A 24,017-nucleotide genomic window follows, 5' to 3' on the forward strand; every position below is an offset into this window, starting at 1 on the left:
GGCGGGCTCAGCGCGCAGTGTACGCCGGCATTGCCGCGCCAGGGGCGGTAAAATCCCCACTTTCCCCGCCTGCAGCCACGGCTGCCCATCCCAATGTCCGCCCAGATTTCCCCTGTCGCGTCCGGCACCGAGCCGGAGGCCTTCGACATCGCCCCGGTGCCCGAGATCATCGCCGAGCTGCGCGCCGGCCGCATCGTCATCCTGGTCGACGAAGAAGACCGCGAGAACGAAGGCGACCTGGTCATGGCCGCCGAATTCGTCACGCCCGAGGCCATCAACTTCATGGTCACCCACGGCCGCGGCCTGGTCTGCCTGACACTGACCGAAGAGCGCTGCCGCCAGCTCGACCTGCCGCTGATGGCCAGCCGCAACGGCACGCGCTACGGGACCAACTTCACGCAGTCCATCGAAGCCGCCGAAGGCGTCGAGACCGGCATCTCGGCCGCCGACCGCGCCCGCACCATCCAGGTTGCGGTGGCGCGCGACGCCAAGCCGTCCGACCTGGTGCAGCCCGGCCACATCTTCCCGGTGCGCGCGGTGCCCGGCGGCGTGCTGGTGCGCGCCGGTCATACCGAAGCAGGCTGCGACCTGACCGACATGGCCGGCCTGACGCCCGCCGCCGTCATCTGCGAGATCCTCAAGCCCGACGGCACCATGGCGCGCCTGCCCGACCTGGTCACGTTCGCGCGCGAGCACGGCCTGAAGATCGGCACCATCGCCGACCTCATCCAGTACCGCAGCGAACACGAATCCATCATCCAGCGCGTGGGCGAGCGCCGCATGCGCACGCCGTGGGGCGAGTTCCAGAGCATCGTCTATCGCGACGACGCCACCGGTTCGCCGCACATCGCGCTGGTGCACGGCACGATCGACCCCGAACGCGAGACCCTGGTGCGCGTGCACGAGCCGGCCTCGCTGCTGGACGTGCTGGACACCGGTTCCAGCCCGCACAGCTGGTCGGTCGGCCAGGCGCTGCGTGCCATCGCCGCGTCGCCCGCCGGCGTGCTGGTGCTGATGAACTGCCAGTCGTCCGTCGAGCACATCTTCGGCCAGGTCGAGGGCTGGACGGAACCGGCCGCGGCCCAGGCCGGCGCCGCGCAGAATGCCGACCGCTTCGGCCTGCGCACTTACGGCATCGGCGCGCAGATCCTGCGCGACCTGCACGTGGGCCAGATGAAGCTGCTGGCCAAGCCGCGCAAGATGCCCAGCATGGCAGGATTTGCCCTGACCATTACGGGTTACGATTGCGCTCCCCCTGATTCTCCCGCCACCCCCTAAAGGCAGATTCATGAATCCCTACATCCTCACCCCCGACCTGAACGGCGAAGGGCTGCACATCGGCATCGTGCGTGCCCGTTTCAACGAAGAGATCGGCCAGGCCGAGCTGCAGGCCTGCCTGGAAGAGCTGGCCAATCTCGGCGTGGACGAACGCGACGTCATGGTCGCCACCGTGCCCGGCGCGCTGGAACTCGGCGTCGCCCTGTCCCACATGGCCGAGAGTTTCGAATTCGACGCGCTGATCGCCCTGGGCGCGGTCATCCGCGGCGAAACCTATCACTTTGAAGTGGTCAGCAACGAGATGGCCACCGCAATTTCCCGTATCTCCCTGGAGACCGGCATCCCGGTCGCCAATGGCGTGCTCACGGTCGACACCGACGAGCAGGCCCAGGCGCGTGCCGCCGGCAAGGGCCGCGACTGCGCCCAGGTGGCCGTGGAAATGGCCAATCTGGTGGCCGCGCTGGAGCCCGAGGAAGACGACGACGAGGACGAAGATTTTGACGACGAAGAAGACGACGACGGACGCTGATAGCGGCGCCGTCCAGGCCCGCGCCAACGCGCGCAGTGCGCGCCGCCGTGCGCGCGAATTCGCGCTGCAGGGCGTCTACGCCTGGCTGCTGCGCGGCGGCGAGGGCACGCAGGATGCGGGCGAGATCGATGCCCACCTGCGCGATGCCGAGGATTTCTCCGAAGCCGACGCGCAGTGGTTCAAGACCTTGCTGCACGGCGTGCTGCGCGAGGCGCCCGGCCTGCGCGAGCGCTTCACGCCCTACGTCGACCGCCCGCTGGCCGAGCTGTCGCCCGTCGAGCACGGCATCCTGCTGATCGGCAGCTACGAGCTGGTGCATCACGTCGAGGTGCCGTACAAGGTCGCCATCAACGAGGCGGTCGAACTGGCCAAGTCGTTCGGCGGCACCGACGGCTTCAAGTTCGTCAACGGCGTGCTCGACAAGCTCGCGGCCGACGTGCGCTCGGTCGAGGTCCAGGCCGCGCAGCAGCGCCGCGGCGGCTGACCCCCGGACGGCCGCTTCCCACGACGCCATGCCGTCCGAGTTCGAACTCATCGCACGCTACTTCCGCAGGCCGGTATCGCCCGGCCTGCTTGGCGTGGGCGACGATTGCGCCCTGTTTCCCGTGCCGGCGGGCCACCACGTGGCCACCAGCACCGACCTGCTGGTCGAGGGGCGTCATTTCTATCCCGACGTCGATCCCGCCGCGCTGGGCCACAAGTCGCTGGCCGTCAACCTGTCCGACCTTGCTGCCATGGGCGCGCGCCCGCTGGGCTGCGTGCTGGGCCTGGCCATGCCGCGCGCCGACGACGCGTGGCTGGCGCCGTTCTCGCAAGGCTGGCACGCGTTGGGCGATGCCTGGCAATGCCCGCTCATCGGCGGCGACACCACGGGCAGCCGCCTCGGCCTGGCCATCAGCGTCACCGTGTTCGGCGCCGTGCAGGCCAGCCAGGCCTTGCGGCGCGATGCCGCCCAGCCCGACGACGACATCTGGGTCTCCGGTGAATTGGGCGCGGCCGACGTGGCCTATCGCCTGCTCGATGGCCAGTTGCCCGCCGAGCCCGCGCGCCTGGCCGCCACGCGCCGCGCGCTCGAATGGCCCCAGCCGCGCGTCGGCCTGGGGCTGGCGTTGGCGGGCCTGGCGCACGCGGCCATCGACATCTCCGACGGCCTGCTGCAAGACCTGGGCCACATCCTGGCCGCCAGCCGCGCCGGCGCCGAACTGCGCTATGCGGACCTGCCCGTGGCCGCGTCGCTCGACGGCCTGGACGAGGCGGTGCGCCGCCGCGCCGTGCTGGGCGGCGGCGACGTCTACGAACTGTGCTTTACGGCGGCCGCGTCGGACCGCGACCGCGTCCTGCAAGCCGCCGGGCAGGCCGGCGTGCGCGTCACGCGCGTGGGCCGCGTGTGCGCCGCGCCGGGCCTGGCGGTACTGGACGCCGCGGGCCAGCCCATGGCCGACCTGCCCGTCGGCTTCGACCACTTCCCCACGTCCGCGCAGCCCTGATGCGTCGCGCGGCCGCCGTATTCCGCAATCCCTCCTGGCGCCGCGCCTCATGACCGATCCCGCACACGATCCCGACCGTTCCATGCGCGCCCGTGCGCGCGTCGCGTTTCCCAGTTGGCGCTGGGTGCGCGGCGATCCGGGCCGCCTGTTGGTGTTCGGTTTCGGCAGCGGCCTGCTGCGGCCCGGCTCGGGCACCTGGGGCACGCTGCTGGCCTGGCCCATCTGGGCCGCCACGGCGCCGATGGTGCCCGATCTGGCCTTGGGCATATTCCTTGCTCTGGCCTTCGCGTACGGCTGCTGGGCCTGCTCCCGCGTGGGACGCGAGCTGGGCGTGGACGATCACGTGGGCATGGTCTGGGACGAGATGGTGGCGTTCTGGCTGGTGCTGTGGCTGACACCCCAGACGCTGACCGCGCAGGCGCTGGCGTTCGTGCTGTTCCGCATCTTCGATACCGTCAAGCCGCCGCCGATCCGTTATTTCGACGCGCACCTGAAAGGCGGTTTCGGCGTGATGTGGGACGACATTCTTGCAGCGGCCTACACTTTGTTGGTCATGGCGATTGCCGTACGCACAGGAGTCATAGGATGAACGCGCACGATATGCAACACGGGGTGGGCTTGGCGCCGGCTTTGCTGACCGAAGCCACGATACGCGGCCTGGCCGAGATGGTGGGCCAGGCGTTGATGGACAAGGAATGGATGATGGGCACGGCCGAGTCCTGCACCGGCGGCCTGCTGGCGGGGGCGATCACCGCCATTCCGGGTTCCAGCCAGTGGTTCGAGCGCGGCTACGTCACCTACAGCAACACCGCAAAGATGAGCGAACTGGGCGTGTCGCCCGACACGCTCGACCACCACGGCGCCGTCAGCGAGCCCACCGCCCAGGAAATGGCCAGCGGCGTGCTGCTCGCGTCGCCCGATACCTACGTGGCCGTGTCCACCACCGGCATCGCTGGACCGGACGGCGCCACGGCCGGCAAGCCCGTGGGCATGGTGTGCTTCGGATTCGCCATCCGGGCGGGCGAGGGCATCGCCACGCGCTCGGCCACCCACGTATTTCCAGGCGAGCGCGACCAGGTGCGCCAGGGCGCGGTCGAGTTCGCGCTGCGGGGCTTGCTCGAGATGGTGGGGGCGTCGGTCAACCGATACTGAGGAGAATCAACGCACCGCGTTGATCTCGTCGCGCAATCCACGCGCGGCGGTGGCCGCCGCGTCGCGCCAATCGTCGCCGCCGCTGGCATACAGGATGGCGCGCGACGAGTTGATCATCATGCCCGCGCCCGCCTGGTTGGTACCCGCGCGCACGGTGGCCGTGACATCGCCGCCTTGCGCGCCGATGCCCGGCACCAGCAGCGGCACCGCGTCGCCGATGCGTTCGCGCACCGCGGCCAGTTCATTCGGAAAAGTTGCGCCCACCACCAGGCCGCACTGGCCGGCGCTGTTCCACTTGTCGGCCACCAGGCCGGCCACGTGCAGGTACAGCGGCTGGCCGTCTTCCATCTTCAGGAACTGCAGGTCGGACCCGCCGGGGTTGGACGTGCGGCACAGCACGATCACGCCGCGGTCGCTCCAGGCCAGATACGGCTCGATGGAGTCCAGGCCCATGTACGGGCTGACCGTCAGCGCGTCGGCCTGGTAGCGCTCGAAGGCTTCGCGCGCATAGTTCTCGGCGGTGGAGCCGATGTCGCCGCGCTTGGCGTCCAGCACGATGGGCCGGTCGGGATGGTTCTCGCGGATGTGGCGGCACAGCGCCTCGAGCTGGTCCTCGGCGCGATGCGCGGCGAAGTAGGCGATCTGCGGCTTGAAGCTGCACGCGAATTCGGCCGTGGCGTCGACGATGGCGCGGCAGAACTGGAAGATCGCGTCGGGCTGGCCCTGCAGTTCGCGCGGAAAGCGCTGCGGATCGGGGTCCAGGCCCACCTGCAGCAGCGAGCCGCTGGCGGCCCAGGCGTTTTCGAGTCGGTTCAGGAAGGTCATGGCGGGGTCAGTGCAGTTTGACGCGGGGGCGGGTGCGCCGCATCAACAGGCGCGCAAGCGCCAGCGAGGCGGTGCGCGAGATGCCCAGCACCGCGCGGTGGTGCATCAGGTGCAGGCTCATGTACATCAGGCGCGCCAGTGTACCGCTTACGAACAGGCCGCGTCCGGCCAGCTTGCCCATCAGGCTGCCCACGCCGGCGTCCTGGCCCAGCGACACCAGCGAGCCATGGTCCTTGTAGTGGTAGGGCTCGGTGGGCTCGGGATTGTCGCGGATGCGGGCGGTGATCTTCTGCGTCAGGTAGTCGGCCTGCTGGTGCGCGGCCTGCGCGCGCGCCGGCACGTTGCGGCCCTCGGTCCAGGGCACCGCGCTGCAGTCGCCCAGCGCCAGGATGTGCGGATCGGGGCTCTCCAGGCGCTCGTTCAATTGCAGCTGGCCCATGCGGTTCAGCGGCAGGTCCAGCGAGGCCAGCACGGCCGGGCCCTTGATGCCGGCGGCCCACATGCACAGGTTGGCGGCGAACTCGCGGCCATCCTCGGTGCGCACGGAGTTCTCCGTCACCTGCGATACCCGGCAGCCCGTCTCCACGCGCACGCCCAGCTCGATCAGGCGCGCATGCGCGGCGCGCGACAGCTTCTCGGGCAGGGCGGAGAGGATGCGCGGCGCGCCCTCGACCAGCGTGATCGCCAGGTCGCGGTCGGCGCGGAAATTGGGCAGGCCGTAGGCGCTGACCACGTGGCCGGCCTCGATCAGCTCGACCGCCAGTTCGACGCCCGTGGCCCCGCCGCCCACGATGACCAGGTCCAGCCGCGCGGCCGGGTCGCGCACCTTGGCCTGGTCGACCTGCGCCATGGCCTTGAGCATGGTCAGGCGGAACTGTTCGGCGCCCTCCGTGGTGTCCAGCGTGACGGCGTGCTCGGCCGCGCCGGGCGTGCCGAAGAAGTGCGAGATGCTGCCGATGGCCAGCACCAGCGTGTCGTAGTGCATGTCGCGTTCGGGCAGCACGGCCTGGCCGTCGGCGTCGTTCACGGCGCCGATGCGGATCATGCGGCGTTCGCGGTCCACTTCCAGCAGTTCGCCTTGCGCGAACGCGAAACCGCACAGATGCGCCAGCATCAGGTAGGACAGGCCTTCCTGGTGGATGTCGAGCGTACCGGCCGCTGCTTCGTGCAGCGAAGGCTTCCAGATGTGGAAGGGGCGGCTGTCGACCAGGGTGATGCGATCGCGGCCATGGATGCGGCCCAGCTGGGCCGCCAGTTCCAGGCCGCCCGCTCCGCCGCCGACGATCACGATACGCCGGGAGGGTTCGGATGTAGAGATGTGCGCCATGAGGCCAGTATAGAGGCCGGCCCGGCGTCCGGGTAGATGACCGCTTGCCGCACCCGAAGGGACGTTATCGCCCCAGGACGGCCCGCGTGCGCGGCTACATCAGAAACCGGCTGACGGCCACGGCGACCCAGACGGCCACCGTGAAGAACAGCATCAGCATCACCGCGGCGCTGCCCAGGTCCTTGGCGCGGCCCAGCAGCGGGTGCGTCTCGACCGACAGCGCGTCGGCCAGCGCCTCGACGGCGGAGTTCAACAGCTCGACCACCAGCACCAGGATGACGGCGGCGATCAGGATGAAGACCTCGTCCGTCGTGCGGCCCAGGAAGAAGGCCGCGGGCACCAGCAGGATGGCCAGGGCCAGTTCCTGGCGGAACGCGGCCTCGTACTTGATCGCGGCCTTCAGGCCCTGGAATGAGTAGCGCAGCGCATTGATGATGCGGCGCAGGCCGCCGGTGCTTTTGTAAGGCGATTGCTGCGGGGTGTTGGGCGACATGACGCTCCGGGGGGAAAAGTGCGGCCGAGCCCGGTTTTTACCAGATATGCGTGTAAACCGGATGGCGTCAGGGGCAAACCCGCGCCGGACTTACCCTAGGTGTCGCGGCCGGCCCACGGAAGGCGCAATCCCCGCAGTGCACGGCCGGCAGGGAGCCCGGGTTCGTGGTTATCCACAGGCGCGTTCTCCGTGTATCTTTGAGATGGACGACGGCCCCGATTGCGGGGCAGCCCCCGCACGCAACGATCCCATTGAAGGAATTGCCACCATGAAACTGCTGCGCCATGGCGCCAAGGGCGCGGAGAAGCCCGCCCTGATCGACGCCCAGGGCCGCGTGCGCGACCTGTCGGACGTGCTGCCGGACATCTCTGCCCAGACCCTCGAACCGCGGGCCCTGCAGCAACTGCGCGAGCTGGACGCGTCCAAGCTGCCGCTGGTGCCGCAGCCCGGCCGCCTGGCGCCGCCCTGGAGCGGCATGGGCAAGTTCATCTGCATCGGCCTGAACTACGCCGACCACGCCGCCGAAGCCAACCTGCCCCTGCCCACCGAGCCCATCATCTTCATGAAGCCCCAGTCGTGCGTGGTGGGCTGCAACGACCCGGTCGTGCTGCCCCAGGACTCGCTGAAAGGCGATTGGGAAGTGGAACTGGGCGTGGTCATCGGCACCAAGGCGCGCTACGTGTCCGAGGCCGACGCGCTGTCGCACGTGGCCGGCTACTGCGTGGTCAACGACGTGTCCGAACGCGAATACCAGATCGAGCGAGGCGGCACCTGGGACAAGGGCAAGGGCTGCGACACCTTCGGCCCCGTGGGCCCGTGGCTGGTGACGGCCGACGAGGTGCCCGATCCGCAAGACCTGGATCTGTGGCTGGACGTCAACGGCCAGCGCTTCCAGGCAGGCAACACGCGCACCATGGTGTTCGGCGTGGCGCAGCTGGTCAGCTACGTCAGCCGCTTCATGACGCTGTACCCCGGCGACCTGATCAGCACCGGCACGCCGCCGGGCGTGGGAATGGGGCACAAGCCGTCGCCGGTGTACCTGAAGCCGGGCGACGAGATGCACCTGTCCGTGGCGGGCCTGGGCGAGCAGCGGCAGCGCGTGCATGCGTGGAATCCGGAGCTGATCGATCAGTGAGGCGTGGGCTTGGGCCCGGCCTTGTCCGGGCCGCTCAATCCAGACGCAGCGCCAGCACGCTTTCCGTTGCCTCGAATCGCATGTCGTGCGCGCGGAGGGCGCCGTCTGCATAAAGGCTTTCAGCCGCGGAAGGCGGCAGCGGCGCCTGCGCGCTCATGGGTGCGGCGGGGGCGATTGAGGCGACGCAGCCAGGCCATCATCTCGCGGCGCCTTCGGGTCATTGCGCAAGCTGCCGAACCGCAACGCGAACTGCCGGGTGAACACCGCCCCGAAGAAGAAAATCTGCGCCGAGTAATAGATCCACAGCAGCAACGCGATCAGCGACCCCGCGGCGCCATAGGCCGACACCGCGGCCCCGCGCGCCAGGTACATGCCGATGCCCCACTTGCCCACCACGAACAGCGCGGCCGTGACGATCGCGCCGGGCAGCACGTCCAGCCACGGGATGCGCGTGCTGGGCAGCAGCTTGTAGACCACCGCGAACAGCGCCGTCACCACGCAGAACGAGAACGCCTGGGAAAACCAATCGGCCAGCACTGCGAAGGTCGAGGCGGCCCACATGTTGCCGTAGAACTTCTCGGCCGCCGCCAGGCCCGCGTTCACTACCAGCGACACCAGCAGGAACAGGCCCAGCACCAGCACCAGTCCGAAGGACACCAGCCGGCTGCGCACCATCGCGTTCAGCCCGCTCTTTTCCTCCACTTCCCACAGATCGTCCAGGCTGGCCTTGAGTTCGGCGAAGGCCGTGGTGGCGCTGAAGACCAGCACGCCCACGGAGATCAGCGCCGCAATCCAGCCGCTGCCCGATTCGTGGGCGCTGGCCAGCACCGTCTGGATGACTTCCGCGCCGCGTTCGCCGATCAGGTCGCGCATCTGCGCCACCAGCTCCGAGCGCACCGCGTCCTCGCCGAAGAACGCGCCGGCCACCGCGATCACCAGGATCAGCATCGGCGCCAGCGAGAACACCATGTACAGCGACAGCGCCGCGCCCTTGCTGGAGGCCCGGTGCTTGGACCATTCGCTGGCGCAATCCTTCATCAGGTTGCCGATTTCACGGGGGCGGGGAACGCGAAAGCGCGACAGTACCTGCATGCGTCGTCCTGAGTGCGTGGCGGATATGCCATTGTAGGAATCCGCGCTGCGCGACCAAGCCGCGAATGGCTAGGACGAGCGTCAAAATGTAAGCCTCGATGGATGCGAAAGCGGCCGCGTCGGCCGCGTCGCACAAGTTTCTTTCTGGATTTCGCCCCAATGTGGCGCACAAAATTCCCCATTGGTGAGCATTTAGGGTAAAAAATGGTGCGTTTTTTATTACAACCGCACCACCATGAGGAAGAAATAGTGAAATACACGAGCGTCCAGCAATTCCTGGAGGAAGTCGCCGCCCGCAACCCGGGCCAGCCCGAATTCCTGCAGGCCGTCACCGAAGTGATGGAAAGCCTGTGGCCCTTCATCGAGAAAAACCCCAGGTATGCCGAACACAATCTGCTGGACCGGCTCGTGGAACCCGAACGCGTGGTGATGTTCCGCGTGTGCTGGACCGATGATCATGGCCAGGTACAGGTCAACCGCGGCTACCGCATCCAGCACAGCATGGCCATCGGTCCCTACAAGGGCGGCCTGCGCTTCCACCCCTCGGTGACGCTGTCCGTGCTTAAATTCCTGGCCTTCGAGCAGACCTTCAAGAACGCCCTGACCACGCTGCCCATGGGCGGCGGCAAGGGCGGCTCCGACTTCGATCCCAAGGGCAAGAGCGACGCCGAAGTCATGCGCTTTTGCCAGGCTTTCGTGTCCGAGCTGTACCGCCACGTCGGCGCCGACACCGACGTGCCGGCCGGTGACATCGGCGTGGGCGGCCGCGAGGTCGGCTTCATGGCGGGCATGTACAAGAAATTGTCCAATCGCGCCGACTGCGTCTTCACCGGCAAGGGCCTGAGCTTCGGCGGCTCGCTGATCCGCCCGGAAGCCACCGGCTACGGCACCGTCTACTTCGCCGACGAGATGCTCAAGACGCGCGGCCTGTCGTTCGACGGCCTGCGCGTGTCGGTGTCCGGCTCGGGCAACGTGGCGCAGTACGCCGTCGAGAAGGCCATGGCGCTGGGCGCCAAGGTGCTGACGGTGTCCGACTCGTCCGGCACCGTCGTGGACGAGGCGGGTTTCACGCCCGAGAAGCTGGCCACCCTGATGGACATCAAGAACGTCCGCTACGGCCGCATCAGCGAGTACGCGCAGCAGACCGGCGCGCAGTTCCTGGCCGGCAAGCGCCCGTGGCACGTGCCGGTCGACGTGGCACTGCCATGCGCCACCCAGAACGAACTGGATGCCGACGACGCCCAGCTGCTGATGCGCAACGGCGTGAAGTGCGTGGCCGAAGGCGCCAACATGCCTTGCACGCTGGACGCCGCCCACGCCTTCGAGGAAGCGCGCGTGCTGTACGCCCCGGGCAAGGCCAGCAACGCCGGCGGCGTGGCCGTCTCGGGCCTGGAAATGAGCCAGAACGCGGTGCGCCTGCAATGGTCGCGCGAAGAGGTCGACGGCCGCTTGCTGGACATCATGCGAAGCATCCATGCGGCATGCGTGCGCTATGGCAAGCGCGAGGACGGCACCGTCAGCTATATCGACGGCGCGAACATCGCGGGCTTCGTGAAGGTGGCGCAGGCCATGCAGGCGCAGGGCGTGGTGTAGGCGATTCCCTTGGGCAGGTCTCACGTCTTCGTGACGGCGGAGACCCAGCCAAAGTGGTGGATTGATGCCCGGGGGCTACAAAAATCTCTTTTCCAGCAAATTTTGTCGCCCTACGGCTACATTTCTATCGTCGTGGATTTTTGATATTTTGTGTCCCAGGGGCCACCAGAAAACTATAATCAGCCATATCGATGGCCCAGGGGCTACAAAATGACCAATCTGTCCCACGTAGCCGAGATGCTGAAAGCCGCTCGCAAATCGGCGAATCTCTCGCAGGAAGAACTGGCGAACCGTGCGGGCGTCGCCCGCACGACGGTGGCGCGCATGGAGACGCTGGCGCGGGACGACATGAGCGTGTCGGCGCTGGTGCGGCTTCTCGAGGCCGCGGGCTATGACCTCAAAGCGGTCAAGGCTGGACATACCAGGACGCTGCACGACATCCTGGCCGAGCAGCGCGCCAAGGAATAGGGCATGAGACTCGACGTTCATGTGCAGGGCCGTCAAGTTGCCCAACTGTACCGGGATGGCGACGAGTACCTTCTTCAGTACCGGCAAGGCGTTGCCGCCGAAGATTTTGTCAGCTTGGCAATGCCGGTGCAAGACGAACCCTGGCGCTGGCCGCGTGACCTGCATCCTTTCTTTCGCCAGAACCTTCCAGAGGGCTATCTGCTGGATGTGATTCGTGAGACGTTCGGTCCGCTCATGGATGGCACGGATCTCTCTTTGCTGGCCGTCGTCGGGGCATCCGGCATAGGACGGGTGGCGGTTACCGCAGAAGGGGGAAAGCCCGGGGTCGAAGTTGATGCTATCAGTATCGATGACTTGCTGACGACCGAACACAACGCCGAGCAGTTCGGCGACTTGGTGCGACAGTACGCCCGAAGTGGCATATCGGGCGTGGTGCCGAAGTTCATCGCGCCGGAAGCGAGTGGCGAGCAACCTGGCAAGGCGACGCTGCGTACACCCAGGCACATCATCAAAGGGTCCGATGGGCACACGCCTTATCTTGGATTTAACGAGTTCTATAGCATGCGGGTACTTGAGCGTTTGAATGTCGTGCCCGTAGCGAAGGCAAGAATGTCGGATGATGGCCAAGTCCTCGTCGTCGACAGGTTCGATATCGACGCAGAAGGGCATCCCACTTATGGATTGGAGGATGCGTGCAGCTTGCTGGGCCTGCCTCCTCACGAGAAATACCTGCCGACGACCGAACGCGTTCTGCATGCGACCGAAGCCTACGTTCCTCCCGAGCTTCGCCGTGGGCAACACGTGCATTTCGGATGGCAACTGCTGATCAACTATGTCGTGCGCAATGCTGACTGCCACTCGAAGAACATCGCGCTTTACTACTCATCTCGGGGCGATGTCGCCTACAGCCCCGTGTTCGACGTCGTGACCACGCAGGCGTATCCGCGCTACGTGAACAATGGGCCGGGCCTGTCCGTGGGAGGGCGCAAGACCTGGGCGCCAGGCAAGGCGCTGCAGCAGTTTTTTGCCAGCAGGCTGGGGATTTCCAGCAAAGAATACGCCTCGATGGTCGAGCGGCTATGCGAGTCCGCCGTCGAGGTGGGTAAAGAGATCGTTTCGGCCGCGACGAATGAGCCCAGGTGGACGTGGGTCGCAACCCAGATGCTCCATGCCTGGAATGACGGAATGTGCACGTTACGCAGCGCCAAACAGGACAAACAGTATCGATGCCTGGATGACACGATCAAAGCCTCTGGCTTTGGCCCGCCCGATGCGGCGGAAAAGCGAGGCGCCATCGGGCGATCAGACCTGTTAGCGGTCGAGAAGGCGCCTTGACGCCTGTGATGACATGACAAAAAAACGCCTCGAAGCCGAAGCCTCGAGGCGTTTTTTTTGGGCACTGCACGCGCCGGCCAGGCCGGCGCGCCTGCGACAGGACGTCTTAGAAGTCCATACCGCCCATGCCACCCATGCCGCCGGGCATGGCCGGGGCAGCGGGCTTGTCTTCGGCCAGTTCGACCACGGCAGCTTCGGCGGTCAGCAGCAGGCTGGCGACCGAGGCGGCGTTTTGCAGGGCGGTGCGGGTCACCTTGGTGGGATCCAGAACGCCTTGCTCGACCAGGTCCTGGTACTCGCCGGTGGCGGCGTTGTAGCCGTAGTTGCCCTTGCCGGCCAGCACGTTGTTCACGACCACGCTGGCTTCTTCGCCGGCGTTGGTGACGATGGTGCGCAGGGGCTCTTCGACAGCGCGCAGGATCAGCTTGATGCCGGCGTTCTGGTCGGGGGTGTCACCCTTCAGCTCGGCGATGGCTTGCTTGGCGCGCAGCAGAGCCACGCCACCACCAGCCACCACGCCTTCTTCCACCGCAGCGCGCGTGGCGTGCAGGGCGTCTTCGACGCGGGCCTTCTTTTCCTTCATTTCGACTTCGGTGGCAGCACCGACGCGGATCACTGCAACACCGCCGGCCAGCTTGGCCACGCGCTCTTGCAGCTTTTCACGGTCGTAGTCCGAGGTCGCTTCTTCGATCTGGATGCGGATCTGCTTGACGCGCGCTTCGATCGACTTGCCGTCGCCGGCGCCGTCGATGATCGTCGTGTTTTCCTTGCCCACTTCGATGCGCTTGGCTTGGCCCAGTTCGGCCAGCGTGGCCTTCTCGAGCGACAGGCCGGTCTCTTCCGAGATCACGGTACCGCCGGTCAGGATGGCGATGTCTTCCAGCATGGCCTTGCGGCGGTCGCCGAAGCCAGGCGCCTTGACGGCGGTGGTCTTCAGGATGCCACGGATGTTGTTCACAACCAGGGTGGCCAGGGCTTCGCCTTCGACGTCTTCCGCGATGATCAGCAGGGGACGGCTCGACTTGGCGACTTGTTCCAGCACGGGCAGCAGGTCACGGATGTTGCTGACCTTCTTGTCGAAGATCAGGACGAACGGATCGTCCAGGGCAGCGACTTGCTTCTCGGGGTTGTTGATGAAGTAGGGCGACAGGTAGCCGCGGTCGAATTGCATGCCTTCGACGACGTCCAGCTCGTTGTCCAGCGACTTGCCGTCTTCGACGGTGATGACGCCTTCCTTGCCGACCTTGTCCATCGCGTCGGCGATGATCTTGCCGATCGACTGGTCGCTGTTGGCCGAGATCGAGCCGACCTGGGCGATTTCCTTGCTGGTCGTGACCGGCTTGGAAGCCTTCTGCAGTTCGGCGACGGCGGCGGCGACGGCCTTGTCGATGCCGCGCTTCAGGTCGATGGGGTTGAAGCCAGCGGCAACGTACTTCAGGCCTTCCTGAACGATGGCCTGGGCCAGCACGGTGGCGGTGGTGGTGCCGTCACCGGCGTTGTCGGAGGTCTTCGAGGCGACGTCCTTGACCAGCTGGGCGCCGATGTTCTCGAACTTGTCCTTCAGTTCGATTTCCTTGGCGACGGACACGCCGTCCTTGGTAACCGTGGGGGCGCCGAACGAGCGCTCCAGAACCACGTTGCGGCCCTTGGGGCCCAGGGTCGTCTTGACGGCATTGGCCAGGACGTTAACGCCACGGACGATGCGCACGCGGGCGTCGTCGGCGAACAGGACTTGCTTGGCAGCCATTGTCAGCTTCCTTGTAGATTCGGGTTGCGATTACTGGATGACGGCGAGGATTTCGTCCTCGCGGATGACGAGCAGCTCTTCGCCATCGACCTTCACGCTTTGGCCGGCATACTTGCCGAACAGCACCTTGTCGCCAGCCTTCAGGTCGACCGGCAGAACCTTGCCGTCTTCGGTCTTCTTGCCGGGGCCGACTGCCACGACTTCACCTTGATCGGGCTTCTCAGCCGCGCTGTCAGGGATAACGATGCCCGAGGCGGTCTTGCGTTCGTTGTCCAGGCGTTTGACGATCACGCGATCGTGCAGGGGACGCAGGGCCATGAGGAACTCCTGTTTGTAGAGAAAAGGCCAGTTGGTAACGGATGCACAGGGGGCCGGGCCGAGGACGGCTGTTAGCACTCGCCTGTGACGAGTGCTAATTATAGGGGTGGTTCCGGCAGGTTCAAGGGGGGTGTTACATATCTGTGTGGTCTGGCTGGCGGCAGGCAACCTCAAGCGGGTGATGCATATCCTGGGCTCCAGCCGACGATGAAAGCGATGCTGGCGATGGGGGGCGAGTGGAGTTTCCACACAGTCTCGACCCAACGCGGTCTCTCGCATCCCTTCGTGGCGAAGATCCCGACGGCGGGTAGCAAAGAAGGCGCTGAATCACAGCCATTGCAGCGCGGCACCATGCGGATCCGTCCAGGCCAACGCATGGCCATCGGCACACAACAGGAACATGCCGGACGGTTGCGGCGTGGCCGCGGGCAAGAACTGTGGAAATACCGATGGACTTTCGTTGCTGATCCAGACGCAACGCGAGGCCAACATGTCGCGTGCAAATTCATTGCGCAGTGCCTGGTCCATCACGTAGTTCAGGACAGCGGAGTGATACACAACCACGGTCGCTTGCGCCGGAGCCTGTTCGATCAAGGAGGCAAGATCCCGCAGCAAATCGCCCCGGACGATCTGGGGCGGCTCGCGTCTGCAGATCCGCAGCGCAGACTGAAGGCGTGCGAGTCGATAGCCATCCTCGGGCCACACCAAGTCTTCAAGCCACTTCCTGTCCTCGTCGCAGTGAACGTCGATTGGGCTCAGGTCTAGTCCAGCCCTCCACACAATTTCAGGATAGGTGTGGGGAAGCGGGCCCGCGCCGGTGACCTCACAGGGGAATACCGGATAGCCCGTATCGTCTCGACCCGGAACCAGGCGTTGGGAACCCCAGTCGTAGCCGTATTTGTCCATCAGCAGGCACAGCCCTGCAGAGGCCCCCACTTCGATGAGCGCTATCTTGCCCCTGATCGAAGCGAGAGCGGGCATCAATACCGCACAGCGCCCTGGTTCGTTAGTCTGCGTGGAACGAGCCAGCATAAGAGCGCGGATGGCGGTGCCATGTTGCGCCAGGCCTGCATCGAATTCCGCAGTCGATGAAGGCGTGCCTACGGTATGCCGGAACGCGGCAAACAGCAGATTGGGTTGCTGTTTATCTACAGGTAGACCCTGTAAAAACGCCAGTGCGTCACAGGAATTCGCGACATGCAATGCCCATTGTTCATACAACGGAGAGCGACCCGCCGCCTCGATTTTTGCAAACCTCAGATAGCGGTCGGCAATTCGATCCATGCCATCTCCCAGTACGCAGATGAGTCCCGGCAGAGTAGCATCGCTGGCGCGAGCGGTGTCTTATATCGTCCCCAAGGCCTTCGAACTCGATGGACTTCAGGCCGTCTGCATGGCGGTGCGGCGCAGAGGGATAGAGCAGAAGTTCGACAACGTTATGCCGCCCCGCGATGACGTTACACGGGAGCTCCACGAGCGTTGTGCCAACCTGGTCGGCAAGCAAATTGGGAACGAGTCCAGCGTCCGCCTGCGCCCCCGGAGGTCGTCCTGGTGCTCTCTGGCGTCACGCCGTCCGCTGCTCGTCCGTCTCCTCCATCAGGATCGGCACCGCCAGATTGCACGAATGAATGCCCATGACGGTGGTCAGCTGTATCGCCTCCAGCAACTCCTCCCTTGTCGCCCCCGCCTTGATCGCATTCCGCATGTGCCGCCTGACCCCCGGCCCATACAGATGCGTCGTCGCCGCATTGATCGCCACCAGGATCAACTCCTTGTACTTCTGCGGCAGCGGCCCATTGCGTTGCGGCACGCTGCGGAAGGCCAGATAGGCCTCCATGAACTCCGGATCCAGCTCGCGCAGCTGGTCCCACAGCGGATTCCAGTCCCCCTTGGCGATGTGCGCTTCGCACAAGGGGGTTTCTATGGCGGGGCGTTGCGTGTCTGCCATGGCAAGGTCCTGAATAAAAAGGTCAACTGCCGGCCGCATCGGCAAGAATGAATTCCGCGGCGCGCTCGCCGATCATCATGGCGGGCGCGTTGGTGTTCGACGATGCGATGGTGGGCATGATGGAGATGTCCGCCACGCGCAGCCCCTGCAGGCCGTGCACCTTGAGCCTTTCATCGACGACGGACTCACCGGGCCGGCCCATGCGGCAGGTGCCCACGGTGTGCCAGGCGGTCTGCCCGGTCTGCCGGGCATAGTCGAGCAAGTCTGCATCCGAGACGACGGCGGCGCCTGGGCGCTCTTCCCGGACAATGACGGGCCGCAGGGCGGCCTGGGCGGCGACGTCGCGGATCAGGCGCAGCATGGCCACCGCCGTGCCCTGGTCATGCTCGTCCCGCAGGTAGTTCGGGTTGATGGACGGCGCGGCCTTGGGGTCGGCGGAGACGGCGTGGATGCTGCCGCGCGAGCGCGGATACAGCATGAAGCCGCCGATGGAGAAGCCCGGGAATTTGTCGATGCCGCCGACGCCGTCGCGCGAGTACCGGTCCTTGCCGCTGATGTGGTAGATGCGGATCATCACGTCCGGATGCGCAAGCGCATCGGACGTGCGGGTGATGGCGTGGGCGGTGGATGAGGTGCCCGCCAGCAGGCCCTTGCGGCTGGTGAGATAGCGCAGGCCCGCCTTCATCTTGTAGAAGGGGCTGCGCATGATGTCGTTGATGGTCTCGGGGATGGACGAACGGTAGGTGCAGCGCACCTGCAGGTGGTCGCTCATGTGTTCGCCCACGTCCGGCAGGTCGCGCACCACGGCTATGCCCAGCGCGCGCAGGCGCTGCGCGTCGCCGATGCCGGACAGCTCCAGCAGTTGCGGCGATTGCACCGCGCCCGCGCACAGCACGGTCTCGCGATGCGCCTGGGCCGTGCGCGTGGCGCCGTTCCAGTCGTACTCCACGCCCGTGCAGCGCGTGCCGTCGAAGCGCAGTCGGCGCACGAAGGCATGGGTGCGCACGACCAGGTTGGCGCGCTGCCGCGCCGGGCGCAGGTAGCCGACGGCGGCGCTGCAGCGGCGGCCCTGGTGCGCGCTCTGCTCCAGGTAGCGCACGCCCTCGTAGCTGCCGGCGTTGTAGTCGGAGGTCGTAGCGATGCCGGCCTCGCGGCAGGCGGCGATGTAGGCGTCGGAGATCCGGTCGGGATCCCGCGCGGCGCGGTCGGTGATGCGGATGGGGCCGGACCGGCCGCGCAGCGGATTGCGGGAGTAGGGGTTGCTTTCGATCTTGCCGAAGTAGGGCAGCAGCGTCCGGAAGTCCCAGCCCTTGATGCCGAACTGGTTTTCCCAGCTGTCGTATTCCCGCGGATCGCCCCAGACGTAGGCCATGCCGTTGACCGAGCTGGACCCGCCCAAGACCTTGCCGCGCGGCCAGTAGATCTGCTGGCCGGCCAGGCTGGCCTGCGGCTCGGTCTTGAAGGGCCAGACCACTTTTTCATTGGTCAGCAGCCTGCCCACCCCAAGCGGGATGTGGATCCAGATGTTGCGGTCTTCGTCGCCGCCTTCCAGCAGCAGCACGCGGTGCTTGCCGGAAGCGCTGAGGCGGTTGGCGACGACGCAGCCCGCCGATCCCGCGCCGACCACGATGTAGTCGAACTGTTCTGCCGTCATCATCACTTCGCGCGGTTCTTGAAGGAGTCCCTACGGAAGCTGTAGAGAGCGTTGGGATCGACCTGGATGTCGACGACGGCGGGGCGGCCGCAGCGGATGGCGGCCTCCACCGTCTGCGCGAGGTCGGCCGCGCGCTCGACGCGGAAGCCCTGCGCGCCCCACAGCTCGGCCAGCTTGTCGTAGGGCGGGTTGGGCACGTCGGCGCCGAGGTAGCGCTCGCCGAAGAAGTCGCGCTGATACGCCTTCTCGGCGCCCCAGCATCCGTTGTTCATGACCAGGCACACCGTGTTGATGCCGCTGGCGACCGCGGTGCCGATCTCGCTGCAGGCCATGCCGAAGCCGCCGTCGCCCATCAGGCTGATGACGGTGCGCTCGGGCCGCGCCAGCTTGGCGCCCAGGCCGCAGGCGTACGAGAAGCCCACCAGGCCGAAGTCCAGCGGCGTGAACAGCGCCGGCGTCTGTGCATAGCGCAGTTGGTCGGTGGCCTGCAGGCACAGCGTGCCCGCGTCCATGGTGTAGATGGCGTCTTCCGGCGCGACCTCGCGCAGCGTCTTGAACAGGAAGCCGGGCTGCATCGGATCGGCGGCCGCGCCGGCCGCCTCGTCGCGCTGCTTCAGCAGTGCGGCGCGTTGCGCGGCGAACTGCCCGGCCCATGCCGGCGCGCGCGGATTGGCGGGCAGGCCCTGCAGCGCAGCGACGAGGTCTTGCGCCACGGTGTCGGCATCGCCCAGGATGCCCACATCCAGCGGGAAGAAACGTCCCAGCGCGGTGGGTTCGATCTCCACCTGGATCAGTTTGGCTTCGGGGTTCAGGCTGTCGCGTTGGTAGAACGTGGTGTTGAAGCCCAGGCGCGTGCCCAGCGCCAGGATGACGTCGGCCTGTTTGGCCAAATTGGAAGCCACGACGTTGCCGCGCGGGCCCACCTGGCCTGCATACAGCGGATGGTTGCAGGAGATGGCGTCGCCATGGCCGGGAGACATGGCGATGGGCGCGTTCAGGCGCTCGGCCAGCTCCAGCACGGCGCGCTGGCTGCGGCTGTTCTTGACGCCGCCGCCCGCGATGACGAGGGGGCGCTCGGCGTTGGCCAGCAGCTGGGCCGCCTGTTCGATCAGCGAGCGCGGCGCGGTCAGCGAACCGAAGATCTGCGCGCGTTCGATCGCGCCGTACGCCGAGGCCTCGAGCGCATCGGCCAGCAGGTCGCGCGGCAGGTTGAGCATGACGGGACCGCGCCGCGGCGACAGCGCGGTCCTGAAGGCCTCGCCCACCATTTCGGGGATGCGGGCCGTCTGGGTCAGCGTGTAGGTCTTCTTGGTGATGGGCTTGAACAGCGACTGCTGGTCGACTTCCTGGAACGCATCCCGATAGATGTGGGCCGAGGACAGCGAGCCGCCCAGGGCGATCACGGGCGAATAGGCGGCGTGGGCCTGCGCCAGCCCGGTGACCAGGTTGGTCGCGCCCGGGCCATTCTGCCCGGCCAGGAAGACGCCCGCGTTGCCCGACGCGCGGGCATAGCCGTCGGCCATGTGCACGCCGGTGCGCTCGTCGCGCACGCCGATGAAACGGATGTCCTTCGCGTCGTACAGGGCGTCGAACACTTCCATGCCCGCCGAGCCGATGAGGCCGAATACGTGGTCGGTGCCCTGGGCGCCGAGCGCCTCGACGACCGCCTGGCCGCCCGTCATGGTCTTCATTTGAATCTCCTTCGATGCATTCATTGCGCTTAGGGGTTGGCCTTCAGGATCTTGTTGAACTTGTCCATCTCGCGCGCGATGTACTCGTCGAAGACCTTGAGTTGGCGGTTGTCGGGCACCAGGCCCTGGCGGGTCAGCTGCTCCTGGACAGCCGGATCGCGGCCGACCTTCGCGATGGCGTCGGCCAGCGCCTGCTTCACGGCGGGGGAGGTCTGGGCATTCATCACCACGCCGTACCAGATGCTGTAGTCGAAGTCACCCAGCCCGATCTCGGCGACGGTGGGGGTATCGGGCAGCAGGGCGGAACGCTTGGGGCTGGTGACGGCCAGCGCCTTCAACTGGCCCGACTGGATGAAGGGCAGAGCCAGGGCGATGGGCGGGAAGGACACGTCGACGCGTCCGGCCGCCACTTCGGCCACGCCTTCCTGCACGCCCTTGTACGGAATGTGTTCGAGATGGGTCCCCGCCTGCTGGTTGAAGTAGCGGCCCACCAGGTCGGTCGCGGAATTCACGCCGGCCGAGCCGTAGTTGAAGCGGGCATCCGGGCGCCGCGCGGCCTCGACGAAGTCGCTCAGTTTTGCGTACGGACTCTTGCGGTTGAGCACGATCAGGGTAGGCGACGAGGCGATCGTCGCGATGCCGGAGAAATCCTTGAGCGTGTCGTACGGCATCTTCTCGGTGACCGCCGGGATGACCACGTACGACGAGGACACGAACAGCATCGTGTTCTTGTCCACCGCTTCGCTCAGCGTGCGCTGGGCCCCCACCAGGCCGCCCGCGCCCGGCTTGTTCTCGACGACGACCGGCTGGCCCAGCAGCGGGGTGAGTTTCTCGGCGTAGATGCGGGCAATGATGTCGATGAGCGCGCCGGGACTGAACGGCACGATGATGCGCAAGGGCGCATCGAACTTGACCGCGGCCGGCGCGGCCAAGGCCTGCGAGGATGCGGCGAGGAAAAGCGCGGCGGCGAGGCCCCGCATCAGACGGGCGTGGAGTGAAAACATGGTTGTCCCCTCGTAGGTTGTAGTCATTATAAATGTCGACATTTTTACTTTAAAGGCGAAATGCGGTTGAGGCAAGAGGGGTAAAGCCTAGGTCTGACCCGTCCGGGAAAGTTCTTCCAGCACGGCGTCGCGGTTTTGCACGGCCAGCCGGTAGTGGCAGGCAGCGGCGCGTTCGGGGTCGTGCGAGGTGATGGCCTGGATCAGTTCCTCCCAGGCCCGCAGGGAGCGTTCGCGCCGCTCCAGGGTGGCCAGGCTGATGCGGACGTAGCGGCCGATCTGCCTGGCGATGTCGTTCGCGTAGCTGGCCAGGATGGCGTTGTCGGCCAGGCTGGCAATGTACTCGACCAGCTCGCGGCTGTGCCGGGTGTATTCGGCGGGTTCGCCGATATGGTCGGCCAAGAGGCGCAGGCGCCCCTTCAGGATGTCGGCCTCGGCCGGCGTGCAGCGCTCCGCGGCCAGCCGCGATGCGGTCGACACCATGGCGGCGCGCACGGCGTACAGGTCCAGGATTTCCTTGGCGGACAGCAGCGTGACGCAGGCGCCGCGCTGCGGACGAATGGTGACCAGGCCGCGGATCTCCAGCAGGCGCAGGGCCTCGCGCACGGTGGCGCGGCTGACGCCGTAGCTGGACGCGAGCTCCGTTTCCCTCAGGCGGTCGCCGGGCGCCCATCGGCCATCGGCGATCTGTTCGGCCAGTAGATCCGCGATCTGCAGGGGCAGGGTCTTGAGAAGATTGGCGTTCTGCTGCGGCTGGGACATCTTGGGGCGAAGAATGCGCGGATTCGTGGGCCCACGCATTGTAGGCCAGAGCGTGCGTTTTCAGCGTCCGATGCTTGAATGTCGACATCCATCCGTCGGGGCGCGGCGGACGAAGTCTGCCCCCGCCTGTCCGCGATGGCGCGCGGCAGCGTCGCAAGAACCGGAGTGTGTGGAAGGGGGCCGGGATCGCACCATGAATGCTCCAACCAAGGAGCAAGAAAACTCATGAACGCACCCCACGTCGCCGCCGAACCGCACATCCTTTATCTCGGCACGCCCGTCGTCCTGATCAGCACCATCAGTGAAGACGGTTCGCACAATCTGGCGCCCAACTCCTCGGCCTTCTGGCTGGGATGGCGAGGCGTGCTCGGTATCGCGTCCGCATCGCAGACCACGCGCAACCTGCTGCGCACCGGCGAGTGCGTGCTGAACCTTCCGTCGGCCAACGAGGTGGCCGCCGTCGACCGCATCGCGCGCACGACGGGCACGTATCCCGTTCCCGAATTCAAGCGGTCGTTGGGCTATGTGTACGAACCCGACAAGTTCGGACGCGCCGGCATGACCCGGGTGGCGTCCGATACCGTCAGCCCGCCGCGCGCGCTCGAATGCCCGATCCAGCTCGAAGCCGTGGTGTCTGCGGTCCATGGCATGGGCGAGGACAGCGATCAATTGCGGGGGTTTCTCAGCCTCATCGAAGTGCGGATCCAGCGCGTGCACGTCCACCCCGATCTGCTCATGGAAGGCCATGCGAACCGGATCGATCCGGACAAATGGTCGCCGCTGATCATGAACTTCCAGAAGTTCTACGGGTTGAGCGAGCAAGTGCATCCGTCCCGGCTCGCGGAGATACCGGAGAGGGCGTATGAGCCGTTGGCAAGGGCGTGACGCCGGTGTCTCACGCGCTTCTCGAATCTCCGACGTCAGTCGCTGGCCACCCCTGCGCCGCGCTGGAGCCTGCCGGCGGATTGATGAGGAAAACTCAATCCTGGTCTGTGAAAACCTCGCTTTCATCAACGCACGCGGACGCTACCATTCGTCAATGCCGACCATGGCCGACGCGACCGCGAGTCGCGCGGCAGGCCGGCTTCCCCTCGGATCGAACGGTCATCGAGGCAACCCCAGAGTCCGGACGCACCGGACCGTCTCAAGGTGAAAGCGATGTCGAAGACACCCATCATCAACAGGCTGCTGGCCGGCAGCGTCCTGCCTGCCCTGCTGCTCGGCGCCGCGCTCTCGTCGCCCGCGGCGGCGCAATCCACGGCGGCCTTCCCCGAAGCGGGCAGGCCGATCCACCTGGTGTCGCCCAGTCCTCCGGGCGGCGGCACGGACACGACGGCGCGCCTGCTGGCCGCCAAGGTGACGCAGAGCGCGGGCTGGCAGTTCGTGGTCGAGAACCGTCCCGGCGCGGGCAACATGATCGGCCTGGTGTACGGCGCCCGCGCGGCGCCCGACGGCTACACGATCGTGCTGGGCGAGACCAGCAACCTGGTGTCCGCCAAGTACCTGTACAGCAAGCTGCAGATCGATCCCGAGACTGACGTGGCGCCCGTCGCCCTGATCGGCACCGGCACGCTGGCGCTGGTGGTGCAGGCCGGCAAGCCCTACCAGTCGGTCGCCGACGTGGTCGCGGCGGGACGGGCGGGAGAACTGACGTACGCTACCTCGGGCAACGGTACGGTCGGCCACCTGGTGTCGGCCAGCTGGGCCAAGCAGAGCGGCGCGAAGCTGGTGCACGTGCCGTACAAGGGCGCGGGCCCGGCGATGACGGACCTGCTGGGCGGGCAGGTCGACATCTATTTCTCGTCGCTGTCCGCGGCGGCGCCGCTGATCAAGTCCGGCAAGCTGCGCGCGCTGGCAGTGACCTCCGCGCAGCGCAACGACGATTTCCCGAACGTGCCGACGCTGGCCGAAGCGGGCTTCCCGGGGCTGGACTATTACGTCTTCTACGGCGTGGTGGCCCCGGCCAAGACGCCGCCCGGGACCATCGCCGTGATGAACCGCGAGATCAACAAGACGCTCGCCACGCCCGAGATGAAGAAGGAGCTGGCCGACAAGGGCGTCGAGGTGCGGATCACCGCCACGCCCGCCGAGTTCGACGCGTTCCTGGCCTCGGAGCGCGCCAAGTGGCGGCGCGTCATCCAGGACACCGGCATCACCATCGATTGATGCGGGCGCGATGACC

24 protein-coding genes are annotated in these 24,017 nt (G+C 66.6%); 12 read left to right on the forward strand and 12 right to left on the reverse strand.

All coding sequences use genetic code 11. The features are described 5' to 3' along the window. Positions 1–93: 93 nt before the first annotated feature. From ribBA to FS845_RS03630, 6 genes are all read left to right on the forward strand, one after another. Positions 94–1,278 (forward strand): bifunctional 3,4-dihydroxy-2-butanone-4-phosphate synthase/GTP cyclohydrolase II, encoded by a 1,185-nt coding sequence (gene ribBA, locus FS845_RS03605; RefSeq protein WP_144630744.1) that lies wholly within the window; start codon positions 94–96, stop codon positions 1,276–1,278. Between the two features lie 10 nt (positions 1,279–1,288). Further along, the gene (gene ribH / locus FS845_RS03610; protein WP_144630745.1) at positions 1,289–1,807 is read left to right on the forward strand and encodes a 6,7-dimethyl-8-ribityllumazine synthase; all 519 of its coding nucleotides are present in this window, start codon (positions 1,289–1,291) and stop codon (positions 1,805–1,807) included. After that, positions 1,776–2,291, forward strand: a complete 516-nt coding sequence (gene nusB, locus FS845_RS03615; protein ID WP_144630746.1) for a transcription antitermination factor NusB — start codon at positions 1,776–1,778, stop codon at positions 2,289–2,291. Before ribH ends, nusB begins: the two co-directional genes overlap by 32 nt. 28 nt (positions 2,292–2,319) lie before the next feature. Continuing rightward, entirely contained in the window at positions 2,320–3,294 is a 975-nt protein-coding gene (thiL, locus tag FS845_RS03620; RefSeq protein ID WP_144630747.1) for a thiamine-phosphate kinase, read from the forward strand. Positions 3,295–3,376: 82 nt separating this feature from the next. Then, positions 3,377–3,883: a phosphatidylglycerophosphatase A gene (locus FS845_RS03625; protein ID WP_144631262.1), complete on the forward strand. Its 507-nt coding sequence runs from the start codon at positions 3,377–3,379 to the stop codon at positions 3,881–3,883. Beyond that, positions 3,880–4,446, forward strand: a complete 567-nt coding sequence (locus FS845_RS03630) for a CinA family protein (RefSeq protein WP_144630748.1) — start codon at positions 3,880–3,882, stop codon at positions 4,444–4,446. The genes FS845_RS03625 and FS845_RS03630 overlap by 4 nt, the downstream gene beginning before the upstream one ends. Before the next feature lie 6 nt (positions 4,447–4,452). Here FS845_RS03630 and pyrF read toward each other — a convergent pair whose 3' ends face one another. The 3 genes from pyrF to FS845_RS03645 all read right to left on the reverse strand — a co-directional run bounded on the left by pyrF (position 4,453) and on the right by FS845_RS03645 (position 7,091). Further along, on the reverse strand, positions 4,453–5,271 hold the full coding sequence (gene pyrF, locus FS845_RS03635) for an orotidine-5'-phosphate decarboxylase (RefSeq protein WP_144630749.1): 819 nt from the start codon (positions 5,269–5,271) through the stop codon (positions 4,453–4,455). Positions 5,272–5,278: 7 nt separating this feature from the next. Further along, on the reverse strand, positions 5,279–6,598 hold the full coding sequence (locus FS845_RS03640; RefSeq protein ID WP_144630750.1) for an NAD(P)/FAD-dependent oxidoreductase: 1,320 nt from the start codon (positions 6,596–6,598) through the stop codon (positions 5,279–5,281). A 94-nt stretch (positions 6,599–6,692) separates the two neighbouring features. Next, on the reverse strand, positions 6,693–7,091 hold the full coding sequence (locus FS845_RS03645) for a diacylglycerol kinase (protein WP_144630751.1): 399 nt from the start codon (positions 7,089–7,091) through the stop codon (positions 6,693–6,695). A gap of 268 nt (positions 7,092–7,359) precedes the next feature. On the opposite strand from FS845_RS03645, the gene FS845_RS03650 reads away from it, so the two are divergent. Then, complete coding sequence (locus FS845_RS03650) at positions 7,360–8,226, forward strand: fumarylacetoacetate hydrolase family protein (RefSeq protein WP_144630752.1); 867 nt, start codon at positions 7,360–7,362, stop codon at positions 8,224–8,226. 153 nt (positions 8,227–8,379) lie between these two features. Here FS845_RS03650 and FS845_RS03655 read toward each other — a convergent pair whose 3' ends face one another. Continuing rightward, a complete protein-coding gene (locus FS845_RS03655) occupies positions 8,380–9,318 on the reverse strand; it encodes a YihY/virulence factor BrkB family protein (protein WP_144630753.1) in 939 nt (312 codons plus the stop codon). Positions 9,319–9,567: 249 nt separating this feature from the next. Here FS845_RS03655 and gdhA point away from each other — a divergent pair, with 249 nt between their 5' ends. From gdhA to FS845_RS03670, 3 genes are all read left to right on the forward strand, one after another. After that, entirely contained in the window at positions 9,568–10,911 is a 1,344-nt protein-coding gene (gdhA, locus tag FS845_RS03660) for an NADP-specific glutamate dehydrogenase (RefSeq protein WP_144630754.1), read from the forward strand. Between the two features lie 210 nt (positions 10,912–11,121). Further along, the gene (locus tag FS845_RS03665) at positions 11,122–11,379 is read left to right on the forward strand and encodes a helix-turn-helix domain-containing protein (protein WP_144630755.1); all 258 of its coding nucleotides are present in this window, start codon (positions 11,122–11,124) and stop codon (positions 11,377–11,379) included. Between the two features lie 3 nt (positions 11,380–11,382). Further along, positions 11,383–12,714 carry a type II toxin-antitoxin system HipA family toxin gene (locus tag FS845_RS03670; RefSeq protein ID WP_144630756.1) on the forward strand — a complete coding sequence of 444 codons (1,332 nt, stop codon included), beginning with the start codon at positions 11,383–11,385 and terminating at the stop codon, positions 12,712–12,714. Positions 12,715–12,820: 106 nt separating this feature from the next. Here the strand turns inward: FS845_RS03670 and groL are convergent, their stop codons facing one another. From groL to FS845_RS03710, 8 genes are all read right to left on the reverse strand, one after another. Then, positions 12,821–14,461 carry a chaperonin GroEL gene (gene groL, locus FS845_RS03675; protein ID WP_066127628.1) on the reverse strand — a complete coding sequence of 547 codons (1,641 nt, stop codon included), beginning with the start codon at positions 14,459–14,461 and terminating at the stop codon, positions 12,821–12,823. A gap of 30 nt (positions 14,462–14,491) precedes the next feature. Next, positions 14,492–14,779, reverse strand: a complete 288-nt coding sequence (groES, locus tag FS845_RS03680) for a co-chaperone GroES (protein ID WP_066127625.1) — start codon at positions 14,777–14,779, stop codon at positions 14,492–14,494. Between the two features lie 327 nt (positions 14,780–15,106). Beyond that, positions 15,107–16,063: a DUF2332 domain-containing protein gene (locus tag FS845_RS03685; protein WP_144630757.1), complete on the reverse strand. Its 957-nt coding sequence runs from the start codon at positions 16,061–16,063 to the stop codon at positions 15,107–15,109. 280 nt (positions 16,064–16,343) lie between these two features. Continuing rightward, positions 16,344–16,727 (reverse strand): carboxymuconolactone decarboxylase family protein, encoded by a 384-nt coding sequence (locus FS845_RS03690; RefSeq protein WP_144630758.1) that lies wholly within the window; start codon positions 16,725–16,727, stop codon positions 16,344–16,346. A gap of 22 nt (positions 16,728–16,749) precedes the next feature. Continuing rightward, the gene (locus FS845_RS03695) at positions 16,750–18,384 is read right to left on the reverse strand and encodes a GMC family oxidoreductase (protein ID WP_144630759.1); all 1,635 of its coding nucleotides are present in this window, start codon (positions 18,382–18,384) and stop codon (positions 16,750–16,752) included. Continuing rightward, positions 18,384–20,072, reverse strand: a complete 1,689-nt coding sequence (locus FS845_RS03700; RefSeq protein ID WP_144630760.1) for a thiamine pyrophosphate-binding protein — start codon at positions 20,070–20,072, stop codon at positions 18,384–18,386. The genes FS845_RS03695 and FS845_RS03700 overlap by 1 nt, the downstream gene beginning before the upstream one ends. 29 nt (positions 20,073–20,101) lie before the next feature. Next, a complete protein-coding gene (locus tag FS845_RS03705; protein WP_186332140.1) occupies positions 20,102–21,076 on the reverse strand; it encodes a tripartite tricarboxylate transporter substrate-binding protein in 975 nt (324 codons plus the stop codon). Positions 21,077–21,163: 87 nt separating this feature from the next. Then, entirely contained in the window at positions 21,164–21,835 is a 672-nt protein-coding gene (locus tag FS845_RS03710; protein WP_186332141.1) for a GntR family transcriptional regulator, read from the reverse strand. Positions 21,836–22,060: 225 nt separating this feature from the next. Here FS845_RS03710 and FS845_RS03715 point away from each other — a divergent pair, with 225 nt between their 5' ends. Then, positions 22,061–22,720 (forward strand): flavin reductase family protein, encoded by a 660-nt coding sequence (locus tag FS845_RS03715; RefSeq protein WP_144630763.1) that lies wholly within the window; start codon positions 22,061–22,063, stop codon positions 22,718–22,720. A 273-nt stretch (positions 22,721–22,993) separates the two neighbouring features. After that, a complete protein-coding gene (locus tag FS845_RS03720; RefSeq protein ID WP_144630764.1) occupies positions 22,994–24,001 on the forward strand; it encodes a Bug family tripartite tricarboxylate transporter substrate binding protein in 1,008 nt (335 codons plus the stop codon). Positions 24,002–24,017 lie beyond the last annotated feature (16 nt).

The sequence above is a fragment of the Bordetella genomosp. 13 genome (genome assembly GCF_007679965.1).
GTDB lineage: Bacteria > Pseudomonadota > Gammaproteobacteria > Burkholderiales > Burkholderiaceae_B > Bordetella.